Below are 20,559 nucleotides of genomic sequence, written 5' to 3'. Positions count from 1 at the left end.
CGTAGATGATTTGATCGCAGCTGAGACCGAGAGTTGGCACTCTCGTTCAATCAACCAAAGGAACCCAATCAGCATCCGAAGACACCGAAGGGGGATTTGTTACTTGGCACTGACTTTCGGCACGCTGTTGAGTTCTCAAGGAGCGGACGCGCGGCGAACCAGACCCTCTCAGGTCGTCGTCTCCGGCTTGTGTTGTCCTGCTCGGCGCCCGGTCCCGGCCTCGCGGTCGTTCCCGGCGCAAAGAGAAAGTTACGTGGCTCCGCTGGACGTGTCAAACCCGGACCGAGTGACGCCCGCCACCTGGCTGGAACGTCGCCGTCACCCGGCGTTCACACGGGGCGGGCGGCGGAGCCGGGACCGCCCGGCTCAGGTGGTCCGACCGGCGCCCGGGCAGTGCACGCCGGCCACCGAGCGCTTGCCCTTGCGGAGCGCGAGCCACCCGCCCGGGAGCCAGTCCCCCGGCGCCGGCACCGCGTCCGGGTCACCGACTCGGACGTTGTTGACGTAGGCCCCGCCCTCCTTGACCGTGCGCCGCGCGTCGGTCAGCGACGACGCCAGGCCCGCCCGCTGGAGCAGGACGGCCACCGACAGCGCCGGGTCGTCGACCTCCACGGCGCCGGCCTCGGTCAGCGCGGCGGCCAGGGTCTGCGGGTCCAACTCGGTGAGGTCGGCCCGGCCGAACAGCGCCCGGCCGGCGGCCTCGGCCTGCGCCAGCTCCGGAGCGCCGTGCACCAGCCGGGTCAGCTCTTCGGCCAGCGCGCGCTGGGGCGCCCGGGACGCCGGACGTTCCTCGGACTCCGCGATCAACGCCGCCACCTCCTCGGCCGGGCGCTCGGAGAACAGCGGCAGCCAGGCCCGCGCGTCGACGTCGTCGATGGTGAGCCAGTACTGGAAGAACGCGTACGGGCTGGTGTGCTCCGGGTCCAGCCAGATCGTGGCGCCCTCGGTCTTGCCGATCTTCTTGCCGTCCGCCGTGGTGATCAGCGGGGTGGCCAGGGCGTGGGCCGAGCCCCCCTCGGTCCGTCGTACCAGGTCGGCGCCGGCGGTGATGTTCCCCCACTGGTCGGACCCGCCGCTCTGCAGCGTGCAGCCGTGCCGGCGGAACAGCTCCCGGAAGTCGTTGGCCTGCAGGATCTGGTAGCTGAACTCGGTGTAGCTGATCCCGGCGTCGGAGTTCAGCCGGGCAGAGACCGCCTCTTTCGCCAGCATCCGGTTGACCCGGAAGTGCTTGCCGAGGTCACGGAGGAAGTCGATCGCCGACAGCGGCGACGTCCAGTCGAGGTTGTCCACGTAGATCGGCTGCCGCAGCCCGTGCTCGGCCGCCGGCAGGTCGAGGAACGGCGCCACCCGGCGGCGGATCCCGCTCACCCAGGTCGCCACCTGAGTGGGGTCGTTCAGCTGTCGCTCGGACGACGGGCGGGGGTCACCGATCAGCCCGGTCGCCCCGCCGACCAGCACGATCGGCTGGTGCCCGGCTCGCTGCAGGGCGCGCAGCACCATGAACTGGATCAGGTGGCCGACGTGCAGGCTCGCCGCCGTGGGGTCGAAACCGCAGTAGTAGGTGACCGGGCCCTCCGCGAGGTGGGCGCGCAGGGCGTCCTCGTCGGTGCTCTGGGCGATCAGCCCGCGGCGGTGCAGCTCGTCGATCACGGAATGCGCAGAGGTCACGGTCGTCCATCCTGCCTGGGGCCCCGGCGCCGCGGCTTCCCGCCTGCCCGGAAGACGCTCACCGAGGCGGCGTCGGTCGCCCAGAACCGCCAGGGCAGCTCGGTCGCCACGCTGATCCCCACCCGGGGTCCGGCCGAGATGCCGGCCGGTGCGGGGCCGGCGTGCAGGCGCACCGGCGAGGCCGGGTCCAGCAGGTCCGTCCCCCGGTCGTCGGGGCCGATCGCCAACGCCTGGGTGAGCCGGGCCGGACCGCGCGCCAGGTCCCGCGGCACCCGCGCGGCCGGGCGTCGGGACGCCGCCAGCGACTCCCCCACCAGCACCTCACCGGCGCGCATCAGGACCGCCGAGCCGCGCCCGGCCGGGCCGACGACGACGTTGGCGCACCAGTGCACCCCGTAGCTGAAGTACACGTACAGCCGGCCGGGCGGACCGAACATGATCTCGGCCCGCGGGGTCGGGCCCCGGTGAGCATGGGACGCCGGGTCCTCCCCCTGCCCCGAGTACGCCTCGACCTCGGTGAGCCGGAGCGCGACCTGGCCGTCGGGGCGGTCGGTCACCACGAAGCAGCCCAGCAGCGACCCGGCCACCTCGTCGACCGGCCCGAGCAGGGCGTCCTCGGTGAGGAGAGGCCCGGGCCGGTCGGACGACGGGACGTCGGCGGCCACGTCGGCTAGAGGGCCCCGGCCACCGGCGACCACGACGCCCACTCGGTGTGCTGCCGCGCCAGCTCGGTGAGCGTGCCGAGCTGCTCGGCCACCCGCTCCGGCGCCGTCCCGCCGCGGGCCCGCCGGGCCGCCAGCGCACCGGGCACGGTGAGCACCGACCGCACCTCCGGGGTGAGGCGTTCGTCGATGGCGGCGAGCTGGTCGTCGTCCAGCTCGTCGAGCTCGAGGCCTGCCTCCTCGCAGAAGGCGACCATCGCGCCGCTGATCTCGTGCGCGGACCGGAACGGGACGCCGTTGGACACCAGCCACTCGGCGACGTCGGTGGCCAGGGCGAAGCCCTGCGGGGCGGCGGCCTCGATCACCTCCGCGCGCAGCGTCAGGGTGGCGACCATCCCGGTGACCGCGGGCAGCAGCAGGAGCAGCTGCTCGACGGAGTCGAAGACCGGCTCCTTGTCCTCCTGCAGGTCGCGGTCGTAGGCCAGCGGGAGGCCCTTGAGCATGGTGAGCAGGCCGGTCAGGTTGCCGACGAAGCGGCCGGCCTTGCCCCGGGCCAGTTCGGCGATGTCCGGGTTCTTCTTCTGCGGCATGATCGAGGACCCGGTCGCCCAGGCGTCGTCGAGGCGCGCCCAGCCGAACTCGGTCGACGTCCAGAGCACGACCTCCTCCCCCAGCCGGGACAGGTGCACCCCCAGCAGGGCCGCGACGAAGCAGAACTCCGCGGCGAAGTCGCGGTCGCTGACCGCGTCGATGCTGTTGTCGGCGGCCCGGTCGAAGCCCAGCTCCGCGGCGACGGCGTCGGGGTCCAGCGCCAGGGAGGAGCCGGCCAGCGCGCCGGAGCCGAGCGGGCTGACCGCCGCCCGCCGGTCCCAGTCCAGCAGCCGGTCGACGTCGCGGGACAGCGAGTGCGCGTGGGCGAGGAGCTGGTGGGCGATGAGCACCGGCTGGGCGTGCTGCAGGTGGGTCATCCCCGGTGCGGCGACGTCGCGGTAGCGCAGGGCCAGCCCGACCAGCGCGTTCTCCAGCGCGGCGAGCTCGCCGACCAGCCGGCGCACGTTGTGCCGCAGGTACAGCCGCAGGTCGGTGGCGACCTGGTCGTTGCGGCTGCGACCGGCGCGCAGCTTGCCGCCGAGCGGCCCCAGCTTGTCCAGCAGGCCGCGCTCGAGCGCCTCGTGCACGTCCTCGTCGGCCTCGATGGGCGCGAACGTGCCGTCGGCGACCTCGGCGGACAGCTCGGTGAGCGCACCGATCATCCTGGCCAGCTCGTCGACCGTCAGCAGCCCGGCCCGCTCCAGCACGCGGGCGTGCGCCCGTGAGCTGGCCAGGTCGTAGGGCGCCAGCCGCCAGTCGACGTCGGTGGACTTCGACAGCGCCGCCATCGCCGGTGACGGGCCGCCGCCGAACCGGCCGCCCCACAGTCGGGTCTGGCTGCCGGCGTTGCCCTCGGTCACTCTTGGCTCTCTTCCACGTCGGCGTGCAGGTCGGTGTCGTCCCCGTGCGCCGGCCGGGCGCGCTCGGCGAGCGCGCGCAGCCGGGCGGCGAGCGCGGGGCCACCGTGGGGGTCCCGGGAGACGACCATCAGAGTGTCGTCCCCGGCGATCGTGCCCAGCACGTCGGGGAGCCCCACCTTGTCCAGCCCGGAGGCGAGGAACTGGGCGGCGCCCGGCGGTGTGCGGACGACGGCGAGGTTCGCGCTGCCCTCGGCGCTGGTGAGCAGGTCGGCCAGCAGCCTGGTCAGCCGGGCCGGTGCCGACTGCGCCGGACGCAGCGGGGCGTTCTCCGGCGGCAGCACGTAGGAGGCCGGCGCCCCGTCGGACCCGCGGAGCTTGACCGCGCCGAGCTCCTCGAGGTCGCGGGAGAGCGTCGCCTGGGTGACGTCGACCCCGGACTGGGCCAGGAGGCGAGCCAGCTGGGTCTGCGAGGTGACCGGGCCGGCGGTGATCAGCTCGGCGATCCGGGCGTGCCGGGCCGAGCGGGTCAGCGCCGTGGTCACTGCGACCGTTCCAGCAACCACAGCAGCAGCGCCTTCTGCGCGTGCAGCCGGTTCTCCGCCTCGTCCCACACGGCGCTCTGCGGCCCGTCGATGACCGCGGCGGCGATCTCCTTGCCGCGGTAGGCCGGCAGGCAGTGCAGGACGACGGCGTCGTCGCCGGCCCGGGCCAGCGCCTGCTCGTCGACGGCGTAGGGCACGAACGGGCCGGTCCGGGCGGCGTGCTCGGACTCCTGGCCCATCGACACCCAGGCGTCCGTGGCCAGCACGTCGGCGCCGTCGGCGGCGGCGGCCGGGTCGGCCGTCCACTGCACCGACCCGCCGGTCTCCGCCGCGATCTCCCCGGCGCGGGTCAGCACCGCCGGATCGGGCTGGAAGGCCTCCGGCGAGCCGATCCGCACGTGCATGCCGGCCAGGGCGCCGCCCAGCAGGTAGGAGTGCGCCATGTTGTTGGCGCCGTCGCCCAGGTAGCTGAGGGTCAGCCCGGCCAGCTGCGTGCGCCGTTCCAGCACCGTCTGCAGGTCGGCGAGGACCTGGCAGGGGTGGAACGTGTCGGTCAGCGCGTTGACCACCGGGACCCGGCTGACCGCTGCCATGGCGTCCATCCGCTGCTGGCCCGAGGTCCGCCAGACGATCGCGGCGACCTGCCGGTCGAGCACGCGGGTGGTGTCCTCCACCGACTCCCCGCGGCCGAGCTGGCTGGCCGCGCCGTCGATGACCAGCGGCTGCCCGCCGAGCTCGGTGACCCCGACGGCGAAGGAGAGCCGGGTGCGGGTGGAGGGCTTGTCGAACAGCACCGCGACGGTGCGCTGGGTGCCGTTGGCCGCGCGCAGCGGGGTGGGCGCGGCGGCGGTGTGCCGGCCGGCCTTGAGCTGGGCGGCCAGCGCGAGGACCTCCGCCTGCTCGGCTGGGGTGAGGTCGTCGTCCCGGGTGAGGTGCCGGACCGTCACCGGTCCGCGTCCCGGAGGGCGGCGTCCAGTGCGGCGGGGAGGGCGGCGACGAACGCGTCGAGCTGGGCGTCGGTGACGACCAGCGGCGGGGCCAGCCGGACGACGTCGGCGGCCACCCCGTTCACGAGGAACCCAGCCGCCCGCAGGTGGGTCTCGACCGCGGCGGCGACCGGCGCGGTGAGGACGACGCCGAGCAGGGCGCCCCGGCCACGGACGCCGCTGATGCCCTCGTGGCCCAGCGCGTCGACGCCCGCGGCGACCCGGTGCTCGATCTCCTTGGCCCGCTCCAGCAGCCCCTCGTCGCGGATCGTGTCCAGCACCGCCAGTGCGGCGGCCGCGACGATCGGGTTGCCGCCGAACGTGGAGCCGTGCGAACCGGCGGTCATCAGGTCCGCGGCCGCGCCGAAGGCCAGGGTGGCGCCCAGCGGCAGGCCGCCGCCGAGGGCCTTGGCCAGGGTGACGACGTCGGGCTGCAGGCCGTCGGCCTGGTGGGCGAACCACTGCCCGGTGCGCCCGCTGCCGGTCTGCACCTCGTCCACGGCGAACAGCGCGCCCGCGGAACGGGCGGTCTCCGCGGCGGCGGCGAGGTACCCGGGCGGGGCCGGCAGCACGCCGCCCTCCCCCAGCATCGGCTCCAGCAGGATCATCGCGGTCTGCTCGCCCACGGCGGCCGCCAGGGCGTCGGCGTCGCCGTAGGGGACGTGCTGCACGCCGCCGGGCAACGGGGCGAACGCTGCGGCCTTGCCCGGCTGCCCGGTGAGCGCGAGCGAGCCCATGGTGCGGCCGTGGAAGGAGCCGATCGCGGTGACCACCTCGGGCCGCCCGGTGAGCCGGCTGAGCTTGAACGCCGCCTCGTTGGCCTCGGCGCCGGAGTTGCAGAAGAAGACCCGGCCGGGCCGGCCGGCGAGCTCCAGCAAGCGCTCGGCCAGCAGCACACCGGGCTCGTGCATGGCCAGGTTGGACACGTGGCCGAGCAGCTGCGCCTGGGCGGTGATCGCGTGCACCACCGCCGGGTGGGCGTGGCCGAGGATCGTGGTGGCGATCCCGCCGAGCAGGTCGGTGTACTCCTTGCCGTCGACGTCCCAGACGGTCGCGCCCGCGCCGCGGGCCAGGGCCACCGGCGGCGTCTTGTAGTTGCCCATCATCACGGCCGACCAGCGGGTGGCCAGCTCCTCGGTGTGCGTCATGGTGCGGTCACTCCCTCCGGTGTCGGTGTCGGTGATGTGGTGTCGGTGCCGGCCGGGACGACCATCGTCCCGGTGCCCTCGGTGGTGAAGGTCTCCAGCAGCAGGGCGTGCGGCAGCCGCCCGTCGATGACGGTGGCCCGGCGCACCCCGCCCTCGACCGCCCGCAGGCAGGCGGCCATCTTCGGGATCATCCCGGCGTCCAGGGTCGGGAGGATCTCGGCCAGCTCGGTCGCGTCGATCTTCTGGACCAGGGAGTCGCGGTCGGGCCAGTTGGCGTAGAGACCCTCGACGTCGGTCAGCACGACCAGCTTGACCGCGCCCAGGGCGACGGCCAGCGCCGCGGCCGCGGTGTCGGCGTTGACGTTGTGCACCTGGCCGGAGGCGTCCGGGGCGACGGTGGCGACGACCGGGATGTGCCCGGCCTCCAGCAGCGCGGTCACCGGTGCGGGGTCGACCGCGACGACGTCGCCGACCAGGCCGACGTCCACCGGCTCGCCGTTGACCATGGCGTGCGTCCGCTCGGCGGTGAACAGCCCGCCGTCCTCACCGGACAAGCCCACGGCCAGCGGCCCGTAGGAGTTGATCAGGCCGACGACCTCGGGCCCCACCTGCCCGGTCAGCACCATCCGGACGACGTCGATCGTCTCCTCGGTGGTGACCCGCAGCCCGCCGCGGAACTCGCTGGCGATGCCCAGCCGGCTGAGCATGCCGTTGATCTGCGGGCCGCCGCCGTGCACGACGACCGGCAGGATGCCGCAGGTCCGCAGGAACACCATGTCCTCGGCGAAGGCGTGCCGGCACTGCTCGTCGACCATGGCGTGCCCGCCGTACTTGACCACCACGACCTGGCCGTGGAACTCCCGCAGCCAGGGCAGCGCCCCGGTGAGGACGGCGACCTTGCGCGCGTCGCCCTCGGGGTCGTGGGTCCGCATGACCCGGTGAGTGCCCACCGAGCGCCGGGCCGGCGGGGTGGCGAGGTCGGGGGCGACGTCGGGCGGCGTGGGGTCCTGCGCCGGGCTGTCGCTGCTGGTCGGGTCACTGGTCATGTCGAGTAGGCCGAGTTCTCGTGGACGTAGGCGAGGGACAGGTCGTTGGTCCAGATCGTGGCCTGCTCGGTGCCGGCCCGCAGGTCGACGTCGATCGTGATGGCCCGTCCGGACAGGTCGACGCCCTCGCGCGGGTCGCCGATCGCCCCGGCACGGCAGACCGTGACGCCGTTGATCGTCACGTCCACCTGGTCGGGCTCGAACTGAGCGTCGGTGGTGCCGATCGCGGCCAGCACCCGGCCCCAGTTGGGGTCGTTGCCGAACAGCGCGGTCTTGAGCAGGTTGTTGCGGGCGCAGGCCCGGCCGGCGGTCACCGCGTCGGCGACGCTGGCCGCGTTCCGCACGGTGATCGCGATGTCCTTGGTCGAGCCCTCGGCGTCGGCGAGCAGCTGCATCGCCAGGTCGGTGGCGGCGGCGGTCAGGGCGGCGGTGAACTCCTCCGCGCTCGGGGTCACCCCGCTCGCACCGTTGGCCAGCACGATCACCGTGTCGTTGGTGGACAGGCAGCCGTCGGAGTCGACCCGCTCGACGCTCACGCTGGTCGCGGCCTGCAGCGCCGGCTGGAGGACCTCGGCGGGCACCACGGCGTCGGTGGTGAGGACGACGAGCATCGTGGCCAGCGAGGGGGCGAGCATGCCCGCGCCCTTGGCCATCCCGCCGATGGTCCAGCCGTCCCCGGTCTGCACCGTCGTCTTCGGCACCGAGTCGGTGGTCATGATCGCCCGGGCGGCGTCCGGCCCGCCGTCGGCGGACAGCCCTGCGACCGCGGCACCGACCCCGGCGAGCAGGGCGTCCATCGGCAGCCGGACACCGATCAGGCCGGTGGAGGCCACCGCGACGTCGACGGCCCCGATGCCCAGCTGGGCCGCGACGTGCTCGGCCGTGGCGTGGGTGTCACCGAAGCCCTCGGGGCCGGTGCAGGCGTTGGCGCCGCCGGAGTTGAGCACGACCGCGCGCAGCCGGTGGTCGGCGAGCGCCTGCCGGCTCCACAGCACCGGGGCGGCCGGGAAGCGGTTGGTGGTGAAGACGGCGGCCGCGGCGTCGTCCGGCCCGTCGTTGACGACCAGCGCGACGTCCGGCGCACCGCTGGACTTCAGCCCGGCGGCGACGCCGGCCGCCCGGAACCCCTGCGGGGCGGTGACGGTCACGGTGCGACTCCGACGGTGGGGAGACCCGTGGTCTCCGGGAGGCCCAGGGCCAGGTTGGCGCACTGGAGGGCGGCGCCGGCGGTGCCCTTGGTGAGGTTGTCGACGGCGGCCACCACGACCAGCCGGCCGGCGTCCGGGTCGATCGCCACCTGCAGCTGCACCGTGTTCGCGCCGAGCACCGCGGCGGTGGTGGGCCACTGGCCCTCCGGCAGCAGGTGCACGAACGGCTCGTCGCCGTAGGCCTCCTGGTAGGCGGCCCGCGCCCGGGCGGCGTCCACGCCGTCGGCCAGCGGGGCCGAGCAGGTGGCCAGGATGCCCCGGCTCATCGGCACCAGCGTGGGGGTGAAGCTGATCCGCACCGGCCCACCGGCGGCCTGCGCCAGGTTCTGCACCATCTCCGGGGTGTGCCGGTGGACGCCACCGACGCCGTACGCGCTGGCCGAGCCCATCACCTCGCTGCCGAGCAGGTGCGGCTTGGCGCTCTTGCCGGCCCCGGAGGTGCCGCTCGCCGCCACCACCACCACGTCCGGCGTGACCAGCCCGGCGGCCAGCGCCGGGGCCATCGCCAGGGTGACCGAGGTCGGGTAGCAGCCCGGGACGGCGATCCGCCGGGCACCGGTCAGCTGCTCGCGCTGACCGGGGAGCTCGGGCAGGCCGTAGGGCCAGTGCCCGGCGTGCTCGCCGCCGTACCAGCGGGCCCAGGCCGCCGGGTCGTTGAGCCGGTGGTCGGCGCCGCAGTCGATGACCAGCGTGTCGGCGGGCAGCTGGGCCGCGATCGCCGCGGACTCCCCGTGCGGCAGGGCCAGCACGACGACGTCGTAGCCGGCCAGCGAGGCCGCGTCACTGCCCTGGACCTCCAGGTCGGCGTAGGGCAGCAGGTGCGGCTGCAGCTCGCCGAGGCGTCGGCCGGCGCTCGAGTTGGCATGCACCCCGGTGAGCTGGAGGTTCGGGTGCCCGGCCAGCAGCCGGCACACCTCACCCCCCGCGTACCCGGTGGCGCCGGTGACCCCGACCGTCCACGTCCGTTGGCTGTTCACGGTGCATGACCATACCCGACCGTGCATGACCGTGCAGTTCGTGGTGCGCCGCTGCGCGCGGAGCCGTGTTCTCGGGCAGGGTCCCAGCGGGCAGCCGTGCCCGACCACGCCGAGGAGGCCGTCACCTGTGAGCCCGTTCGACCGGATCGTCGTCATCTTCAACCCGAACAGCACCGGCGAGGCATCGGGGTCGGCCGAACAGCTGCAGGCCGAGCTGGCCCGGCGCCTCCCCGCCGTCCCCGTGTCGCTCTGCCCGACCCAGCGCGCCGGCCACGCCCGCGAGCTGGCTCGCGAGGTCGCGGCCACGGGGCGGCCGCTGCTGGTCTCGGTGAGTGGGGACGGCGGCTACAACGAGGTCGTCGACGGGGTCATGCAGGCGGGCAACCCCGATGCGGTCTGCGCGGTGCGGGCGGCCGGGAACGCCAACGACCACCGCCGGACGACGCGCGAGCACCACCTGGCCGACGCGATCCTGGCCGGCGACGTCCGGCGGATCGACCTGCTGCGGCTCACCCTCGGCAGCGGCGCCGACGCCCAGGTGCGGTACGCCCACTCCTACATCGGCGTCGGGGTCACCCCGGTGATCGCCGTCGACCTCGAGAAGGGCGGCAAGGGGTCGTGGCGGGAGGCGCTGTCGGTGATCCGCGGCTTCACCCGATTCCGGCCCTTCCCCATCCGGATGGAGGACGGGGAGGAGCGCACCGTGGACAGCCTGCTGTTCGCCAACATCGCCCAGATGGCCAAGGTGGCCCGACTCAGCGAGGGCGCCCGCCCCGACGACGGGCGCTTCGAGGTGATCGCCCAGCGGCGGACCGGCAAGCTGCAGGTGCTGGCCACCGCGCTGCGGGCCGCGACCCGGGGGCTGGGCCGGCAGCCGAGCGTGACCCACTACGCCTTCACCACCCTGGCCCCCATGCCCCTGCAGCTGGACGGTGAGCTGGTGGAGCTGGAGGCCGACACCGAGATCGCGGTCGACATCGCGCCACGGGCGCTGGCCACCGTGTTCTGACGCGCCGGCTGCCCACGGCGCGGAGGTGACGGCGCCCGCGGGCCGGCCGATCTCCGACAGGCTGGTGCGCGGCAGCCGACCGGGACGAACCCGAGGAGATCCGGCATGGACGAGAACAGCCTCCCCGTCCCCGCGACCTACGACAGCTGCGGGCACGTCGCGGGCCCCTTCTTCCACGGGACCCGGGCCACCCTGGCGCCCGGTGTCGAGCTGGTCCCCGGCCACGGTTCGAACTTCCAGGCGGGCCGGGTGTCCCACCACGTCTACTTCACCGCTCTCGTGGAGACCGCCGCCTGGGGCGCCGAGCTGGCGGTCGCGCTCGCCGGCAACGGGGAGCCGGGACGCATCTACGTCGTCGAGCCCCTGGGCCCGTTCGAGGACGACCCGAACGTGACCGACAAGCGGTTCCCGGGCAACCCCACCCGGTCCTACCGGACCCGCCACCCGCTGCGCGTCGTCAGCGAGCTGGACAGCTGGCAGGGGCACGACCCGGAGACGCTGCAGGGGATGCTGGACCACCTGGCGCGGTTGCGGGCGGAGGGCCGGGACCTCATCGAGGACTGATCGTCGTGGCGTCCGTCCACCGATGAGTCCGGCCGTCGGCACCGGTCTGACCGGCATGACGCAGACCCAGCACCAGACCACCACGTTGACCCAGCTCGCCGTCACGATGTTCTCCGTCCGCGACCAGGACGCCGCCCGCGCCTTCTACACCGAGGTGCTCGGCTTCGAGGTGCGCGGCGACGACCGCTTCGGCGAGGACGGCGCGGACCGCTGGCTGGAGGTCGCCCCGCCCGGGTCGTCGGCGCGGCTCGCGCTGAACCCGCCGATGGGCGGCTCCCCCGGCGGCGGCGCGATCGGGGTCGAGTCGACCGACGTGCTCGCCGAGCACCGGCGGCTCGCCGCCCGCGGCGACGTCGACCTCGACCCGGCACCGACCCGGGTGCCCGGTGCGCCGCTGCTCTTCGCGGTCCGCGACCCCGACGGCAACACGATCTGGGTCGTCGAGGAAGCGGCCGGCTGACGGTCGCCGCACAGCCGGTCCTCGGACTGCTGAGGGGTTTCTGTCAGCAGGGCAGTGCACAGTCCCCCCTGTCCCGGCGATCGACGCCGGGACAGGGGGAGGAACACCGCCATGCGCGACGTCCAGCAGCTGTCCGGCGGGATCGACCTGGTCGAGGAGGACGGCGTGACCGTGCTCCGGTTGTGCGGGGAGGTCGACAGCCTGGTGGTCGAGGCCTGGGACGCCGGCGGGCCGCGCACCCCCGGGGCGGGCGCCGTCGACCTCTCGGCGGCCACGTTCCTGGACGGCCGGGCGCTGCGGCTGATGGTGCGGGAGACCGAGCAGGCCCGCCGGGCCGGGGGGCTGCCCGAGCTCCGCCGCCCCTCCGCCATGGTCCGGCGGATGCTCGAGATGACCGGCACCGGCGTGCTGTTCACCGCCGTCTGCTGACCGCCCCGGTCACCGCGGTCCGCGGGGTCAGCCGATCGGGTCCTCGGCGCCGTAGGGGCGCAACCGGAGCTGGCGGGCTGCGTCCGCCGGCGTCGTCGCGCGCAGCACGTCGAGGTCGTCGGCACCGGCCCGGAAGAACCGCCCCGACCACTGGTCCAGCTCCCCGGCGGCGATCGCCAGGGCCAGTGCCACGACGTCCTCCGGGCGGGTCCACTCGGTGCGCCCGGCGTGCATCGGCATCGCCCGGGTCATCTCGGTGTCGATCACCCCGGGCGCGAGGTCGAAGGCGCGCACCCCGTGCTCGGCACCGGCCAGGTCGATCGCCTCGGTGATCCGCATCTGGGCCGTCTTGCCGGCCGAGTAGGCGCTGTAGACGTCGCTCCCCCGGGTGCCCAGGCCGCTGGCGAGCCCGATCACCCGGCCACCGCCGGCGGCCAGCATCCCGGGGACGACGGCGCGGGAGACCAGGAACGGGCCGCGCACCTGGCTCTCCACCACCTGCCACCACTGGTCGGGGTCGGCCTCCCACAGCGGCACCTCGGCGGCGTCGATGAGGCCGGCGTTGTTGACCAGCAGGGTGACCGGTCCCAGCTCCGCGACCACCTGGGTGACCGCGGCCTGGACGGCGTCGGGGTCGGTGACGTCGGCGGCCACGGCCAGCGTGCGGGCACCGGTGGCGTCGGCGACCTCGGCCATCGCCCCGTGCAGCCGGTCGGCCGAACGGGCCAGCCCGGCCACGGTCGCGCCGCGCTCGGCCAGCCCCTGCGACAGGTACCGGCCGATGCCGGCGGAGGCGCCGGTGACCAGCGCGACGGTGCCGGTGAGGTCGGGCCGACTCGCGTCAGCCACGGAGGACCGCCCCCGTGCGCTCCACGGCGACCGCGATCGCGGCGTCGCGGGCCGCGTTCGCCTCCTCGCCGGTCAGCGTCCGGTCCGGTGCCCGCAGCGTCAGCGCGTACGCCAGCGACCGCGAACCGGCCGGCACCGGGGCACCGGTGTAGACGTCGAAGAGCCGCAGCACCTCCAGCAGCTCACCCGCGCCCTCCCGCAGCGCCGCCTCGACGTCGGCAGCCGGGACGGCGTCGGCGACGACCAGCGCCAGGTCGACCAGCACCGGGGGGAAGGTCGAGACGTGCGGTCCGACGGCCACCGGCGCCGCGGGCAGGGCGTCGACGTCGAGCTCCATGGCACAGGTGCGCGCCGGGAGGTCCAGCGCCGCACACACCCGCGGGTGGAGCTCGCCGGCGTGGCCGACCACCCGGTCACCGACCAGCAGCTCGGCGCAGCGGCCCGGGTGCCAGGGCGCCAGCTCCCCGGCCCGCACGGTCAGCTCGACGCCGGCCGCGGCGGCCACGGCGCGCGCGGCCTGCACGGCGTCGGCCCAGCTGCCCGGCCGGCCCGGTCCCCACCAGCCGCGCGGTTCGACGTTCCCGGCCAGCACCACGCCCACGTGCCAGGGCTGCTCGGGCACCGCGCCGAGCAGGGCGGCCAGCACGTCGTCGTCCGGGCGCCGGTCGACCCCGGGCACCGGGGCCTGCGTGCTCGGGCCGCCGGGGAAGACCGCACCGTGCTCGAAGACGGCGACGTCCCGCTGTCCGCGGGCCAGGTTGCGCGCCAGCGTGCCGAGCAGGCCGGGGAGCAGCGTCGTCCGCATCGCCGGAGCCTCCTCCGACAGCGGGTTGCGCAGCGTGATCAGCTGCCGGCGGGCGTCGTCCGCGGGCACCCCGAGGGCATCGAGCTGCGCTTCCCCCACGAACGGGTAGGACGGCGCCTCGACGTACCCGGCGTCGGCCAGGGCGCGACCGATGCTGCGCCGGCGGCGCTGGCGCTCGGTGAGCCCGCGGCCGGGCGGTGCGGTCGGCAGCACGGAGGGGATCTCGTCGAAGCCCAGGTAGCGCACGACCTCCTCGACCAGGTCGGCCGGGTCGGTGAGGTCACCGCGCCAGGAGGGCGGGGTGACCTGCAGCTGCTGGCCGTCCCCCTCGACCGTCGCGCCGATGGCCTGCAGCACCTCCACCACCTGCGACGGCGGGTACGCCACGCCGGCGATCCGGCCGGGCCGGCCGGCGTCCAGCGCGATCGCCGGGCGCGGGCGGCGCGCGTCCAGGTCGACGGGCGCACCGACGACGTGGGCGCCGCCGTGCTCGGCCAGCAGCGCCGCGGCCCGGGCCAGGGCCACGACGGTGACGTCGGGGTCGGTGCCCCGCTCGAAGCGCTTGGCCGCCTCGCTGGGCAGCTTGTGCCGGCGCACCCCGCGACCGATGCCGGCCGGCTCCCAGTGCGCGGCCTCCAGCAGCACCGCGGTGGTGTTCGCGCCGATCTCGGTCGAGGCGCCGCCCATCACCCCGGCCAGCCCGATCGGCCCCGACTCGTCGGCGATCAGCAGGTCGTCGCTCGTGAGCGCCCGGTCGACGCCGTCCAGGGTGGTCAGCCGCTCACCGGTCGCCGCGAGCCGCACCGTGATCGGCCCGGTGACGGTGTCGCGGTCGAAGGCGTGCATCGGCTGGCCGAGCTCGAGCATCACGATGTTGGTGACGTCGACGGCCAGCGAGATGCTGCGGATGCCGCACTGGGCCAGTCGCCGGCGCAGCTCCCAAGGGCTCGGGGCAGCCGGGTCGAGCCCCTCCATCGCCAGCATCGAGAACCGGTCGCAGCGGGCCGGGTCGGCGACCTCGACGGCCCAGCCCGGCTCACCGGACCACGCCGGGGGTGTCAGGGCGGCCGGGTCGCGCCAGTCGACGCCCAGGGCACCGGCCAGGTCACGGGCGATGCCCCGCAGGCTCATCGCGTAGCCGCGGTCGGGGGTGACCTCCAGGTCGAAGACGACGTCGTCCAGCCCCAGCACGCCGGCGGCCGGCGTCCCGGGGGTGAAGCCGTCCTGCCCGAGCACCAGGATGCCGGCGTGGTCCTCCCCGATGCCCAGCTCCCGAACCGAGCAGATCATCCCGTCGGAGACGTGGTCGTAGGTGCTCCGGGCGGCGATGGCGAAGCCGCCGGGGAGCACGGCGCCGGGCAGCGCCACGACGACCAGGTCGCCGACGGCGAAGTTGCGGGCGCCGCAGACGATGCCTCGTACATCCCGCCCACCAGCCCCCGGGGACGCCTCCTCCCCCACCTCCACCTGGCAGTACCGGATCGGCTTCTTGAAGCCGGTGAGCTCCTCGATCTCCAGCACCCGGCCGACCACCAACGGGCCGGTGGTGACCGGCGCGCGGAGCACCTCCTCGACCTCGAAGCCGAGCCGGACGAACGCCTCGTCCAGCTCCTCGACCGTCGTCCCCGCAGGGATGTCGACGTGCTCGCTCAGCCAGCTGATCGGGACCTTCACTGCTCAACTCCGAACGCACTCGTGAAGCGGACGTCGCCCTCGACGATGTCGCGCATGTCGCCGACCCCGGAGCGGAACTGCAGCGCCCGCTCGATGCCCATCCCGAAGGCGAAGCCGGTGTGCTCCTCGGGGTCGATGCCGCAGGCGACCAGCACCCGGGGGTTGACCATCCCGCAGCCACCCCACTCCACCCAGCGCGGCCCGTCCCGGTGCTCGGGGAACCAGACGTCGAACTCCGCCGACGGCTCGGTGAAGGGGAAGAAGTGCGGCCGCCACCGGGTCAGCGCGTCGGCACCGAACAGCTGGCGGGCCAGGTGGTCCAGCGTGCCGCGCAGGTGGGCCATGGTCAGGCCGCGGTCGACGGCGAGGCCCTCGACCTGGTGGAAGACCGGGGTGTGCGTGGCGTCCAGCTCGTCGGTGCGGTAGACCCGGCCGGGCGCGACCACGTAGATCGGCGGACGGCGCTCGAGCATCGTGCGGGCCTGCACCGGGCTGGTGTGCGTGCGCAGCACCAACCCGGAGTCCTCCGGTGCGACGAAGAAGGTGTCGGCCAGCGACCGCGCCGGGTGGTCCGGGCCGGTGTTCAGCGCGTCGAAGTTCAGCCACTCGGCCTCGAGCTCGGGGCCCTCGGCGATCTCGTACCCCATCCCGACGAAGACGTCGGAGATGCGGTCGGTCAGCGTGGTGAGCGGGTGCCGGGCGCCGGGCAGGGCGCGGTCCCAGGGCAGCGTGACGTCGACGCGCTCCTGGCGCAGCACCCGCTCGTCACGTTCGGCCTCCAGCACCGCCAGCCGGGCGGCGTGCGCCTCGGTGACCGCGACGCGGGCGGCGTTGACCCGCTTGCCGGCGTCCGAGCGGGCGTGCGGGGGCAGGGCGCCGAGCTCGCGACGGGCCAGCAGGATCGGCGCGCGATCGCCCAGGTGGGCCGGTCGCACGGCCGCCAGGGCGTCGAGGTCACCGGCGGCGGCGAAGGCCTCGGTCGCCGCGTGCACCGCGGCGTCGAGGGCCTCCGCGGACAGCGCGGCGACCTGCTTGGGGTCATAGGGGTCGTTGGCGCCAGACACGGGAGGCCATTCTGCCCGGACGGAGCTGGTCGGCGCGCCCGGGTCGGGCGCCACGGGCACGGCGAGGACGTGGACGACGCCCACGACTCACCCCCTGGGGTGGTGTGCGGTCCGCCGCAGGCCAGTTCCGTCCCGCCGGCGCCGATCTCCCGCTCGTGACCTCGACCCACGCCCCTGTCGCGACGATCGACGCGGTGCTCGCCGCCGGCAGCGTGCACAGCGTGTACCAGCCCATCGTCGAGCTGGACTCCGGCCGCGTCGTCGCCTATGAGGCGCTCGCCCGCGGGCCGCAGGGTCCGCTGCACACCCCGGACGCCCTCTTCGCCGCCGCCCGGTCGGCCGGCCGGCTCGCCGAGCTGGACGCGCTGTGCCGGTCGGCCGCGCTGCGCGGCGCCGTCGCCGCCGAGCTCGGGCCGCCGCTGACCGTGTTCGTCAACGTCGAGCCGCAGGTGCTGGAGTCGGCGCCGCTGGAGGAGCTGCTGGCCATCGCCACCACGGCTCCGGCCGGGCTGCGGGTCGTCGTGGAGATCACCGAGCGGGCGCTGGCGACCCGCCCGGCGGACCTGCTGCGCGCCGTGGAGCGGGTCCGTGAGGTGGGCTGGGGCATCGCCCTGGACGACGTCGGGGCGGAGTCCATGTCGCTGGCGTTCATGCCCCTGCTGCGCCCGGACGTGGTGAAGCTCGACCTGCGCCTGGTCCAGCAGCGGCCCGGGCCGGCGGTCGCCGAGATCATGAACGCGGTCAACGGCTACGCCGAGCGCACCGGTGCGCTCATCCTCGCCGAGGGGATCGAGGACGAGGCCCACCTGGCCATGGCGCACGCCCTGGGCGCCAGCCTCGGCCAGGGCTGGTACTTCGGCCGGCCGGCGGCCACCGCGGACCCCGGCCGGGCCGTCGGGCAGCTCGGCCTGCCCTCGTGCGGGTCCTCCGCCGTCGACCCGGAGGAGAGCCCGTTCAGCTGCCTGCCCCCCGGGACCCAGCTGCGGACGGCGCCCAAGGCGCTGCTCATCGAGCTCAGCAAGCACCTGGAGCGCCAGGCGATGCGGCTCGGCGAGACCTGCGTGGTCGCCGCCACCTTCCAGGAGGCACGGCACTTCACCCCGGCCACGTCGCTGCGCTACCGGGACCTGGTCGCCCGTACCGGCTTCGTCGCCGCGCTGGGCGAGGACCTGCCCATCGAGCCGGTGCCCGGCGTGCGCGGGGCACACCTGGCCGCCGACGACCCGGTGCGCGGTGAGTGGGACGTCGTCGTGCTCAGCCCGCACTTCAGCGCCGCGCTGCTCGCCCGGGACCTCGGGGACGGCGGGCCGGACCGGCAGCGCCGGTACGAGTACGCCCTCACCTACGACCGCCTCACCGTCGAACGGGCCGCCGTGGCCCTGGTCGCCCGGGTCGCCGCCCAGCAGGCACCGGACGTGCCGGCCGCTGAGGGAGCCGAGACCCCGGCCGGCCCCGGCACCGTGGCGGTGCGGCCGGACGGCGGCACCGTGGAGGAGGTGCTGCTGCACCGCGCGCTGGCCGCGACCACGAGCGGGGTCGCCATCGCGGACATGACGGCACCGGACCAGCCGCTGATCTACGTCAACGCCGCCTTCGAGCAGCTCGCCGGCCTGTCGGCCGCCCAGGTGCTGGGGCGCAACTGCCGCTTCCTGCAGGGGTCGGACACCGACCCGGGCACGGTGGACCGGATGCGGCTGGCGATCCGGGAGGGCGCGGAGTTCCGGACCACCCTGCTCAACCACCGTGGGCCGCAGCGGGAACCGTGGTGGAACGAGATCCACCTGGCCCCGGTCCGCGACTCCGCCGGTGCGGTCGTCCAGTACATCGGTGTGCAGACCGACGTCACCGCACGGGTGACCGTGGAGCGTGAGCTCCTCCAGGAGCGTGACCGCACCCGCCGGAACCTGGCCCAGATCGAGGAGCTGGCCTACACCGACCCGCTCACCGCGCTGCCCAACCGGCGCCGCTTCGAGGAGCGGATGGAGTCGGCCCTGTGGCAGGCCCGGCTGGACGGCACCGCCGTCGCGCTGCTGTTCCTGGACCTCGACGGCTTCAAGGCGGTCAACGACGCCCTGGGCCACGGCGCCGGGGACGAGCTGCTGCAGGTGGTCGCCGACCGGCTGCGCCACCGGCTGCGCCGCGGTGACCTGCTCGCCCGGCTCGGCGGCGACGAGTTCCTCGTCGGCCTCAGCGGGCTGGACCCGGCGACGGCGGCCCAGGAGGCGGCCCGGGTGGCCGCGCAGCTGCAGGCCGCGGTGACCGCACCGGTGCAGCTGGGGAGCTCCACGGTGCAGGTGCAGGCCAGCGTCGGGATCAGCGTCCACCCGGACGACGGCGCCGAGTTCGGCCCGCTGCTGCACCGGGCCGACGCCCGGATGTACGCCGCCAAGCACCCGGCCGGCGTCTGACCTACTCGGCGAGCTGGGTGGCGTAGAGGCAGATCGAGGCGGCCACCGACAGGTTGAGGCTCTCCGCCCGGCCCCGCATCGGGATGCGCACCCGCGCGTCGGCGAGCGCGGCCAGCGCGGGGTCCAGTCCGCGGGCCTCGTTGCCGAACAGCCACAGCACCGGCCCGTGGAGCAGCCCCTCGTCCCCGGCGGCGTCCAGGGCCACCTCTCCCCCGCCGTCGGCGGCCAGCACGGTCGTGCCGGCGGCCTGCACCTGCGGCACCAGGTCGGCCAGCGGCGTGCTGCGCACGACGTCGACGTGGAACAGGCTGCCGGCGCTGCTGCGCACCACCTTGCCGCCGTAGGGGTCGGCGGAGCCGGTGCCGAACACCACCGTGCGGGCACCGCAGGCATCGGCGGTGCGCAGCACCGTCCCGGCGTTCCCGGGGTCGTTGAGCTCGGCCAGCGCGACCGCCAGCCGCGGCGGGTCGGTCACCAGCGTCGCGGCCGGCACGTCGCGCAGCGCGCAGACCGCGACCAGCCCCTGCGGCGTCACGGTCTCCGACAGCGAGGCGACCGCCCGGTCGGTGGCCACGTGCACCGGCACCCGGGCGGCAGCCAGCAGGTCGCGGTGGGTGTCCGCCGCAGCCTCGGTGACGAACAGCTCGCGGACGGCGCCCGGGTCGGCCTCGGCCTGCGCCAGCGCCTCGCTGACCGCCTGCCGCCCCTCGGCGAGGAAGGCCCCGGCGTCGTCCCGGCCGCTGCGCCGGGTGAGCTTGCGGGCGCCGACGACCCGCGCCGAGCGCTCGGTCAGCACGTCGGGCACGGGGAGCTCCTCTCGCAGGGTGGGCGCAGACGACGACGCCGTCCCCAGCGGGTCACGAGGACCCACCGGCGACGGCGTCGAAGGTGGTTCTGGTTCAGGCGGCCTGGGCGCCGGTCGCCTCGGGGTTCGCGGCGAGCGCGGCCCGGGCGGACTCCACCAGCGTGGCGAAGGTGGCGGGCTCGTTCACGGCGAGCTCGGCCAGGACACGACGGTCCAGCTCGATGCCGGCGAGCTTGAGGCCCTGCATGAACCGGTTGTAGGTCATGTCGTTCTGCCGGGCCGCGGCGTTGATCCGGGTGATCCACAGCTTGCGGAAGTCACCCTTGCGGACCTTGCGGTCGCGGTAGTTGTAGGTGGCCGAGTGGAGGATCTGCTCCTTGGCCTTGCGGTACAGCCGCGAGCGCTGGCCGCGGTAACCGCTGGCCGCCTCGAGGGTCGTACGACGCTTCTTCTGGGCGTTGACCGCCCGCTTCACGCGTGCCACGTGAGAGCTCCTGTCTGCTGGTTACGGGAAGGGACGGTCAGAGACCGAGGAGCTTCTTCATCCGGCTGGTGTCCGCCGGAGAGAGCTCTGCGGTGCCGCTGATACGGCGCTTCCGGCTCGAGGACTTGTGCTCGAACTTGTGCTGGTTGTTCGTGTGCTCAGCCACCAGCTTCCCGGTGCCCGTGACGCGGATGCGCTTGGCCGCGCCCTTGTGGGTCTTGTTCTTCGGCATGTCCTCGTCCTTGTTCGTGTCTGTCCGCGCCAGGAGCAGCGGGCTGCTCCTGGCGCGGGCCGTCTCGGTCGTGCGGGGCCCTCGCCCG

At 74.8% G+C, this 20,559-nt stretch carries 20 protein-coding genes; 5 read left to right on the top strand and 15 right to left on the bottom strand.

Features of this window, described 5'->3' with window-relative positions; translation table 11 throughout:
* Nucleotides 1–366 precede the first annotated feature (366 nt).
* The 9 genes from tyrS to argC are packed head-to-tail and all read right to left on the bottom strand — an operon-like array spanning nt 367 to nt 9,688.
* Complete coding sequence (tyrS, locus tag O2V61_RS09170) at nt 367–1,668, bottom strand: tyrosine--tRNA ligase (RefSeq protein WP_269182979.1); 1,302 nt, start codon at nt 1,666–1,668, stop codon at nt 367–369.
* Complete coding sequence (locus O2V61_RS09165) at nt 1,665–2,333, bottom strand: DNA-3-methyladenine glycosylase (RefSeq protein WP_269182978.1); 669 nt, start codon at nt 2,331–2,333, stop codon at nt 1,665–1,667. The genes tyrS and O2V61_RS09165 overlap by 4 nt, the downstream gene beginning before the upstream one ends.
* Before the next feature lie 5 nt (nt 2,334–2,338).
* Nucleotides 2,339–3,781, bottom strand: a complete 1,443-nt coding sequence (gene argH / locus O2V61_RS09160; protein WP_269182977.1) for an argininosuccinate lyase — start codon at nt 3,779–3,781, stop codon at nt 2,339–2,341.
* On the bottom strand, nt 3,778–4,323 hold the full coding sequence (locus O2V61_RS09155) for an arginine repressor (protein ID WP_269182976.1): 546 nt from the start codon (nt 4,321–4,323) through the stop codon (nt 3,778–3,780). Before O2V61_RS09155 ends, argH begins: the two co-directional genes overlap by 4 nt.
* A complete protein-coding gene (gene argF / locus O2V61_RS09150) occupies nt 4,320–5,270 on the bottom strand; it encodes an ornithine carbamoyltransferase (protein ID WP_269182975.1) in 951 nt (316 codons plus the stop codon). Before argF ends, O2V61_RS09155 begins: the two co-directional genes overlap by 4 nt.
* Nucleotides 5,267–6,457, bottom strand: coding sequence for an acetylornithine transaminase (locus tag O2V61_RS09145; RefSeq protein WP_269182974.1), 1,191 nt, complete (start codon nt 6,455–6,457; stop codon nt 5,267–5,269). The genes argF and O2V61_RS09145 overlap by 4 nt, the downstream gene beginning before the upstream one ends.
* On the bottom strand, nt 6,454–7,503 hold the full coding sequence (gene argB / locus O2V61_RS09140) for an acetylglutamate kinase (RefSeq protein WP_269182973.1): 1,050 nt from the start codon (nt 7,501–7,503) through the stop codon (nt 6,454–6,456). The genes O2V61_RS09145 and argB overlap by 4 nt, the downstream gene beginning before the upstream one ends.
* Nucleotides 7,500–8,651, bottom strand: a complete 1,152-nt coding sequence (gene argJ, locus O2V61_RS09135; protein ID WP_269182972.1) for a bifunctional glutamate N-acetyltransferase/amino-acid acetyltransferase ArgJ — start codon at nt 8,649–8,651, stop codon at nt 7,500–7,502. The genes argB and argJ overlap by 4 nt, the downstream gene beginning before the upstream one ends.
* On the bottom strand, nt 8,648–9,688 hold the full coding sequence (argC, locus tag O2V61_RS09130; RefSeq protein ID WP_269182971.1) for an N-acetyl-gamma-glutamyl-phosphate reductase: 1,041 nt from the start codon (nt 9,686–9,688) through the stop codon (nt 8,648–8,650). The genes argJ and argC overlap by 4 nt, the downstream gene beginning before the upstream one ends.
* 127 nt (nt 9,689–9,815) lie before the next feature.
* On the opposite strand from argC, the gene O2V61_RS09125 reads away from it, so the two are divergent.
* The 4 genes from O2V61_RS09125 (at nt 9,816) to O2V61_RS09110 (ending at nt 12,150) form a co-directional block, all read left to right on the top strand.
* Nucleotides 9,816–10,697 carry a diacylglycerol/lipid kinase family protein gene (locus tag O2V61_RS09125; protein WP_269182970.1) on the top strand — a complete coding sequence of 294 codons (882 nt, stop codon included), beginning with the start codon at nt 9,816–9,818 and terminating at the stop codon, nt 10,695–10,697.
* Nucleotides 10,698–10,802: 105 nt separating this feature from the next.
* Nucleotides 10,803–11,261: an NAD(+)--rifampin ADP-ribosyltransferase gene (gene arr, locus O2V61_RS09120; RefSeq protein ID WP_269182969.1), complete on the top strand. Its 459-nt coding sequence runs from the start codon at nt 10,803–10,805 to the stop codon at nt 11,259–11,261.
* 55 nt (nt 11,262–11,316) lie between these two features.
* Nucleotides 11,317–11,721, top strand: coding sequence for a glyoxalase superfamily protein (locus tag O2V61_RS09115; RefSeq protein WP_269182968.1), 405 nt, complete (start codon nt 11,317–11,319; stop codon nt 11,719–11,721).
* Nucleotides 11,722–11,832: 111 nt separating this feature from the next.
* A complete protein-coding gene (locus O2V61_RS09110; protein ID WP_269182967.1) occupies nt 11,833–12,150 on the top strand; it encodes an STAS domain-containing protein in 318 nt (105 codons plus the stop codon).
* Between the two features lie 27 nt (nt 12,151–12,177).
* On the opposite strand, the gene O2V61_RS09105 is transcribed toward O2V61_RS09110, so the two are convergent.
* From O2V61_RS09105 to pheS, 3 genes are read right to left on the bottom strand one after another with little or no spacing between them, the layout of a single operon-like run.
* Nucleotides 12,178–12,999, bottom strand: coding sequence for an SDR family NAD(P)-dependent oxidoreductase (locus O2V61_RS09105; protein WP_269182966.1), 822 nt, complete (start codon nt 12,997–12,999; stop codon nt 12,178–12,180).
* Nucleotides 12,992–15,478 (bottom strand): phenylalanine--tRNA ligase subunit beta, encoded by a 2,487-nt coding sequence (gene pheT, locus O2V61_RS09100; RefSeq protein ID WP_269182965.1) that lies wholly within the window; start codon nt 15,476–15,478, stop codon nt 12,992–12,994. The genes O2V61_RS09105 and pheT overlap by 8 nt, the downstream gene beginning before the upstream one ends.
* Nucleotides 15,475–16,542, bottom strand: coding sequence for a phenylalanine--tRNA ligase subunit alpha (gene pheS, locus O2V61_RS09095; protein WP_269182964.1), 1,068 nt, complete (start codon nt 16,540–16,542; stop codon nt 15,475–15,477). Before pheS ends, pheT begins: the two co-directional genes overlap by 4 nt.
* Before the next feature lie 155 nt (nt 16,543–16,697).
* Between pheS and O2V61_RS09090 the strand changes: the two genes are divergently transcribed.
* On the top strand, nt 16,698–18,950 hold the full coding sequence (locus O2V61_RS09090) for a diguanylate cyclase domain-containing protein (RefSeq protein ID WP_269182963.1): 2,253 nt from the start codon (nt 16,698–16,700) through the stop codon (nt 18,948–18,950).
* A 1-nt stretch (nt 18,951) separates the two neighbouring features.
* Here O2V61_RS09090 and O2V61_RS09085 read toward each other — a convergent pair whose 3' ends face one another.
* The 3 genes from O2V61_RS09085 to rpmI form a co-directional block, all read right to left on the bottom strand.
* Nucleotides 18,952–19,755, bottom strand: a complete 804-nt coding sequence (locus O2V61_RS09085) for a TrmH family RNA methyltransferase (RefSeq protein WP_269182962.1) — start codon at nt 19,753–19,755, stop codon at nt 18,952–18,954.
* A gap of 94 nt (nt 19,756–19,849) precedes the next feature.
* Nucleotides 19,850–20,239 carry a 50S ribosomal protein L20 gene (rplT, locus tag O2V61_RS09080; RefSeq protein ID WP_166756901.1) on the bottom strand — a complete coding sequence of 130 codons (390 nt, stop codon included), beginning with the start codon at nt 20,237–20,239 and terminating at the stop codon, nt 19,850–19,852.
* A 37-nt stretch (nt 20,240–20,276) separates the two neighbouring features.
* Entirely contained in the window at nt 20,277–20,471 is a 195-nt protein-coding gene (gene rpmI, locus O2V61_RS09075) for a 50S ribosomal protein L35 (protein ID WP_269156764.1), read from the bottom strand.
* Nucleotides 20,472–20,559: the final 88 nt, after the last annotated feature.

The organism is Modestobacter sp. VKM Ac-2985, assembly GCF_026967925.1.
Lineage (GTDB): Bacteria > Actinomycetota > Actinomycetes > Mycobacteriales > Geodermatophilaceae > Modestobacter.
This window is presented reverse-complemented; position numbering and strand designations above follow the sequence as displayed.

Bases quoted from the DNA above. Each gene is read 5' to 3' on its own strand.
- O2V61_RS09110 (WP_269182967.1), top strand. From the start codon at position 11,833: ATGCGCGACGTCCAGCAGCTGTCCGGCGGGATCGACCTGGTCGAGGAG.
- O2V61_RS09145 (WP_269182974.1), bottom strand. From the start codon at position 6,457: ATGACGCACACCGAGGAGCTGGCCACCCGCTGGTCGGCCGTGATGATG.
- rpmI (WP_269156764.1), bottom strand. From the start codon at position 20,471: ATGCCGAAGAACAAGACCCACAAGGGCGCGGCCAAGCGCATCCGCGTC.
- argB (WP_269182973.1), bottom strand. From the start codon at position 7,503: ATGACCAGTGACCCGACCAGCAGCGACAGCCCGGCGCAGGACCCCACG.
- arr (WP_269182969.1), top strand. From the start codon at position 10,803: ATGGACGAGAACAGCCTCCCCGTCCCCGCGACCTACGACAGCTGCGGG.
- O2V61_RS09115 (WP_269182968.1), top strand. From the start codon at position 11,317: ATGACGCAGACCCAGCACCAGACCACCACGTTGACCCAGCTCGCCGTC.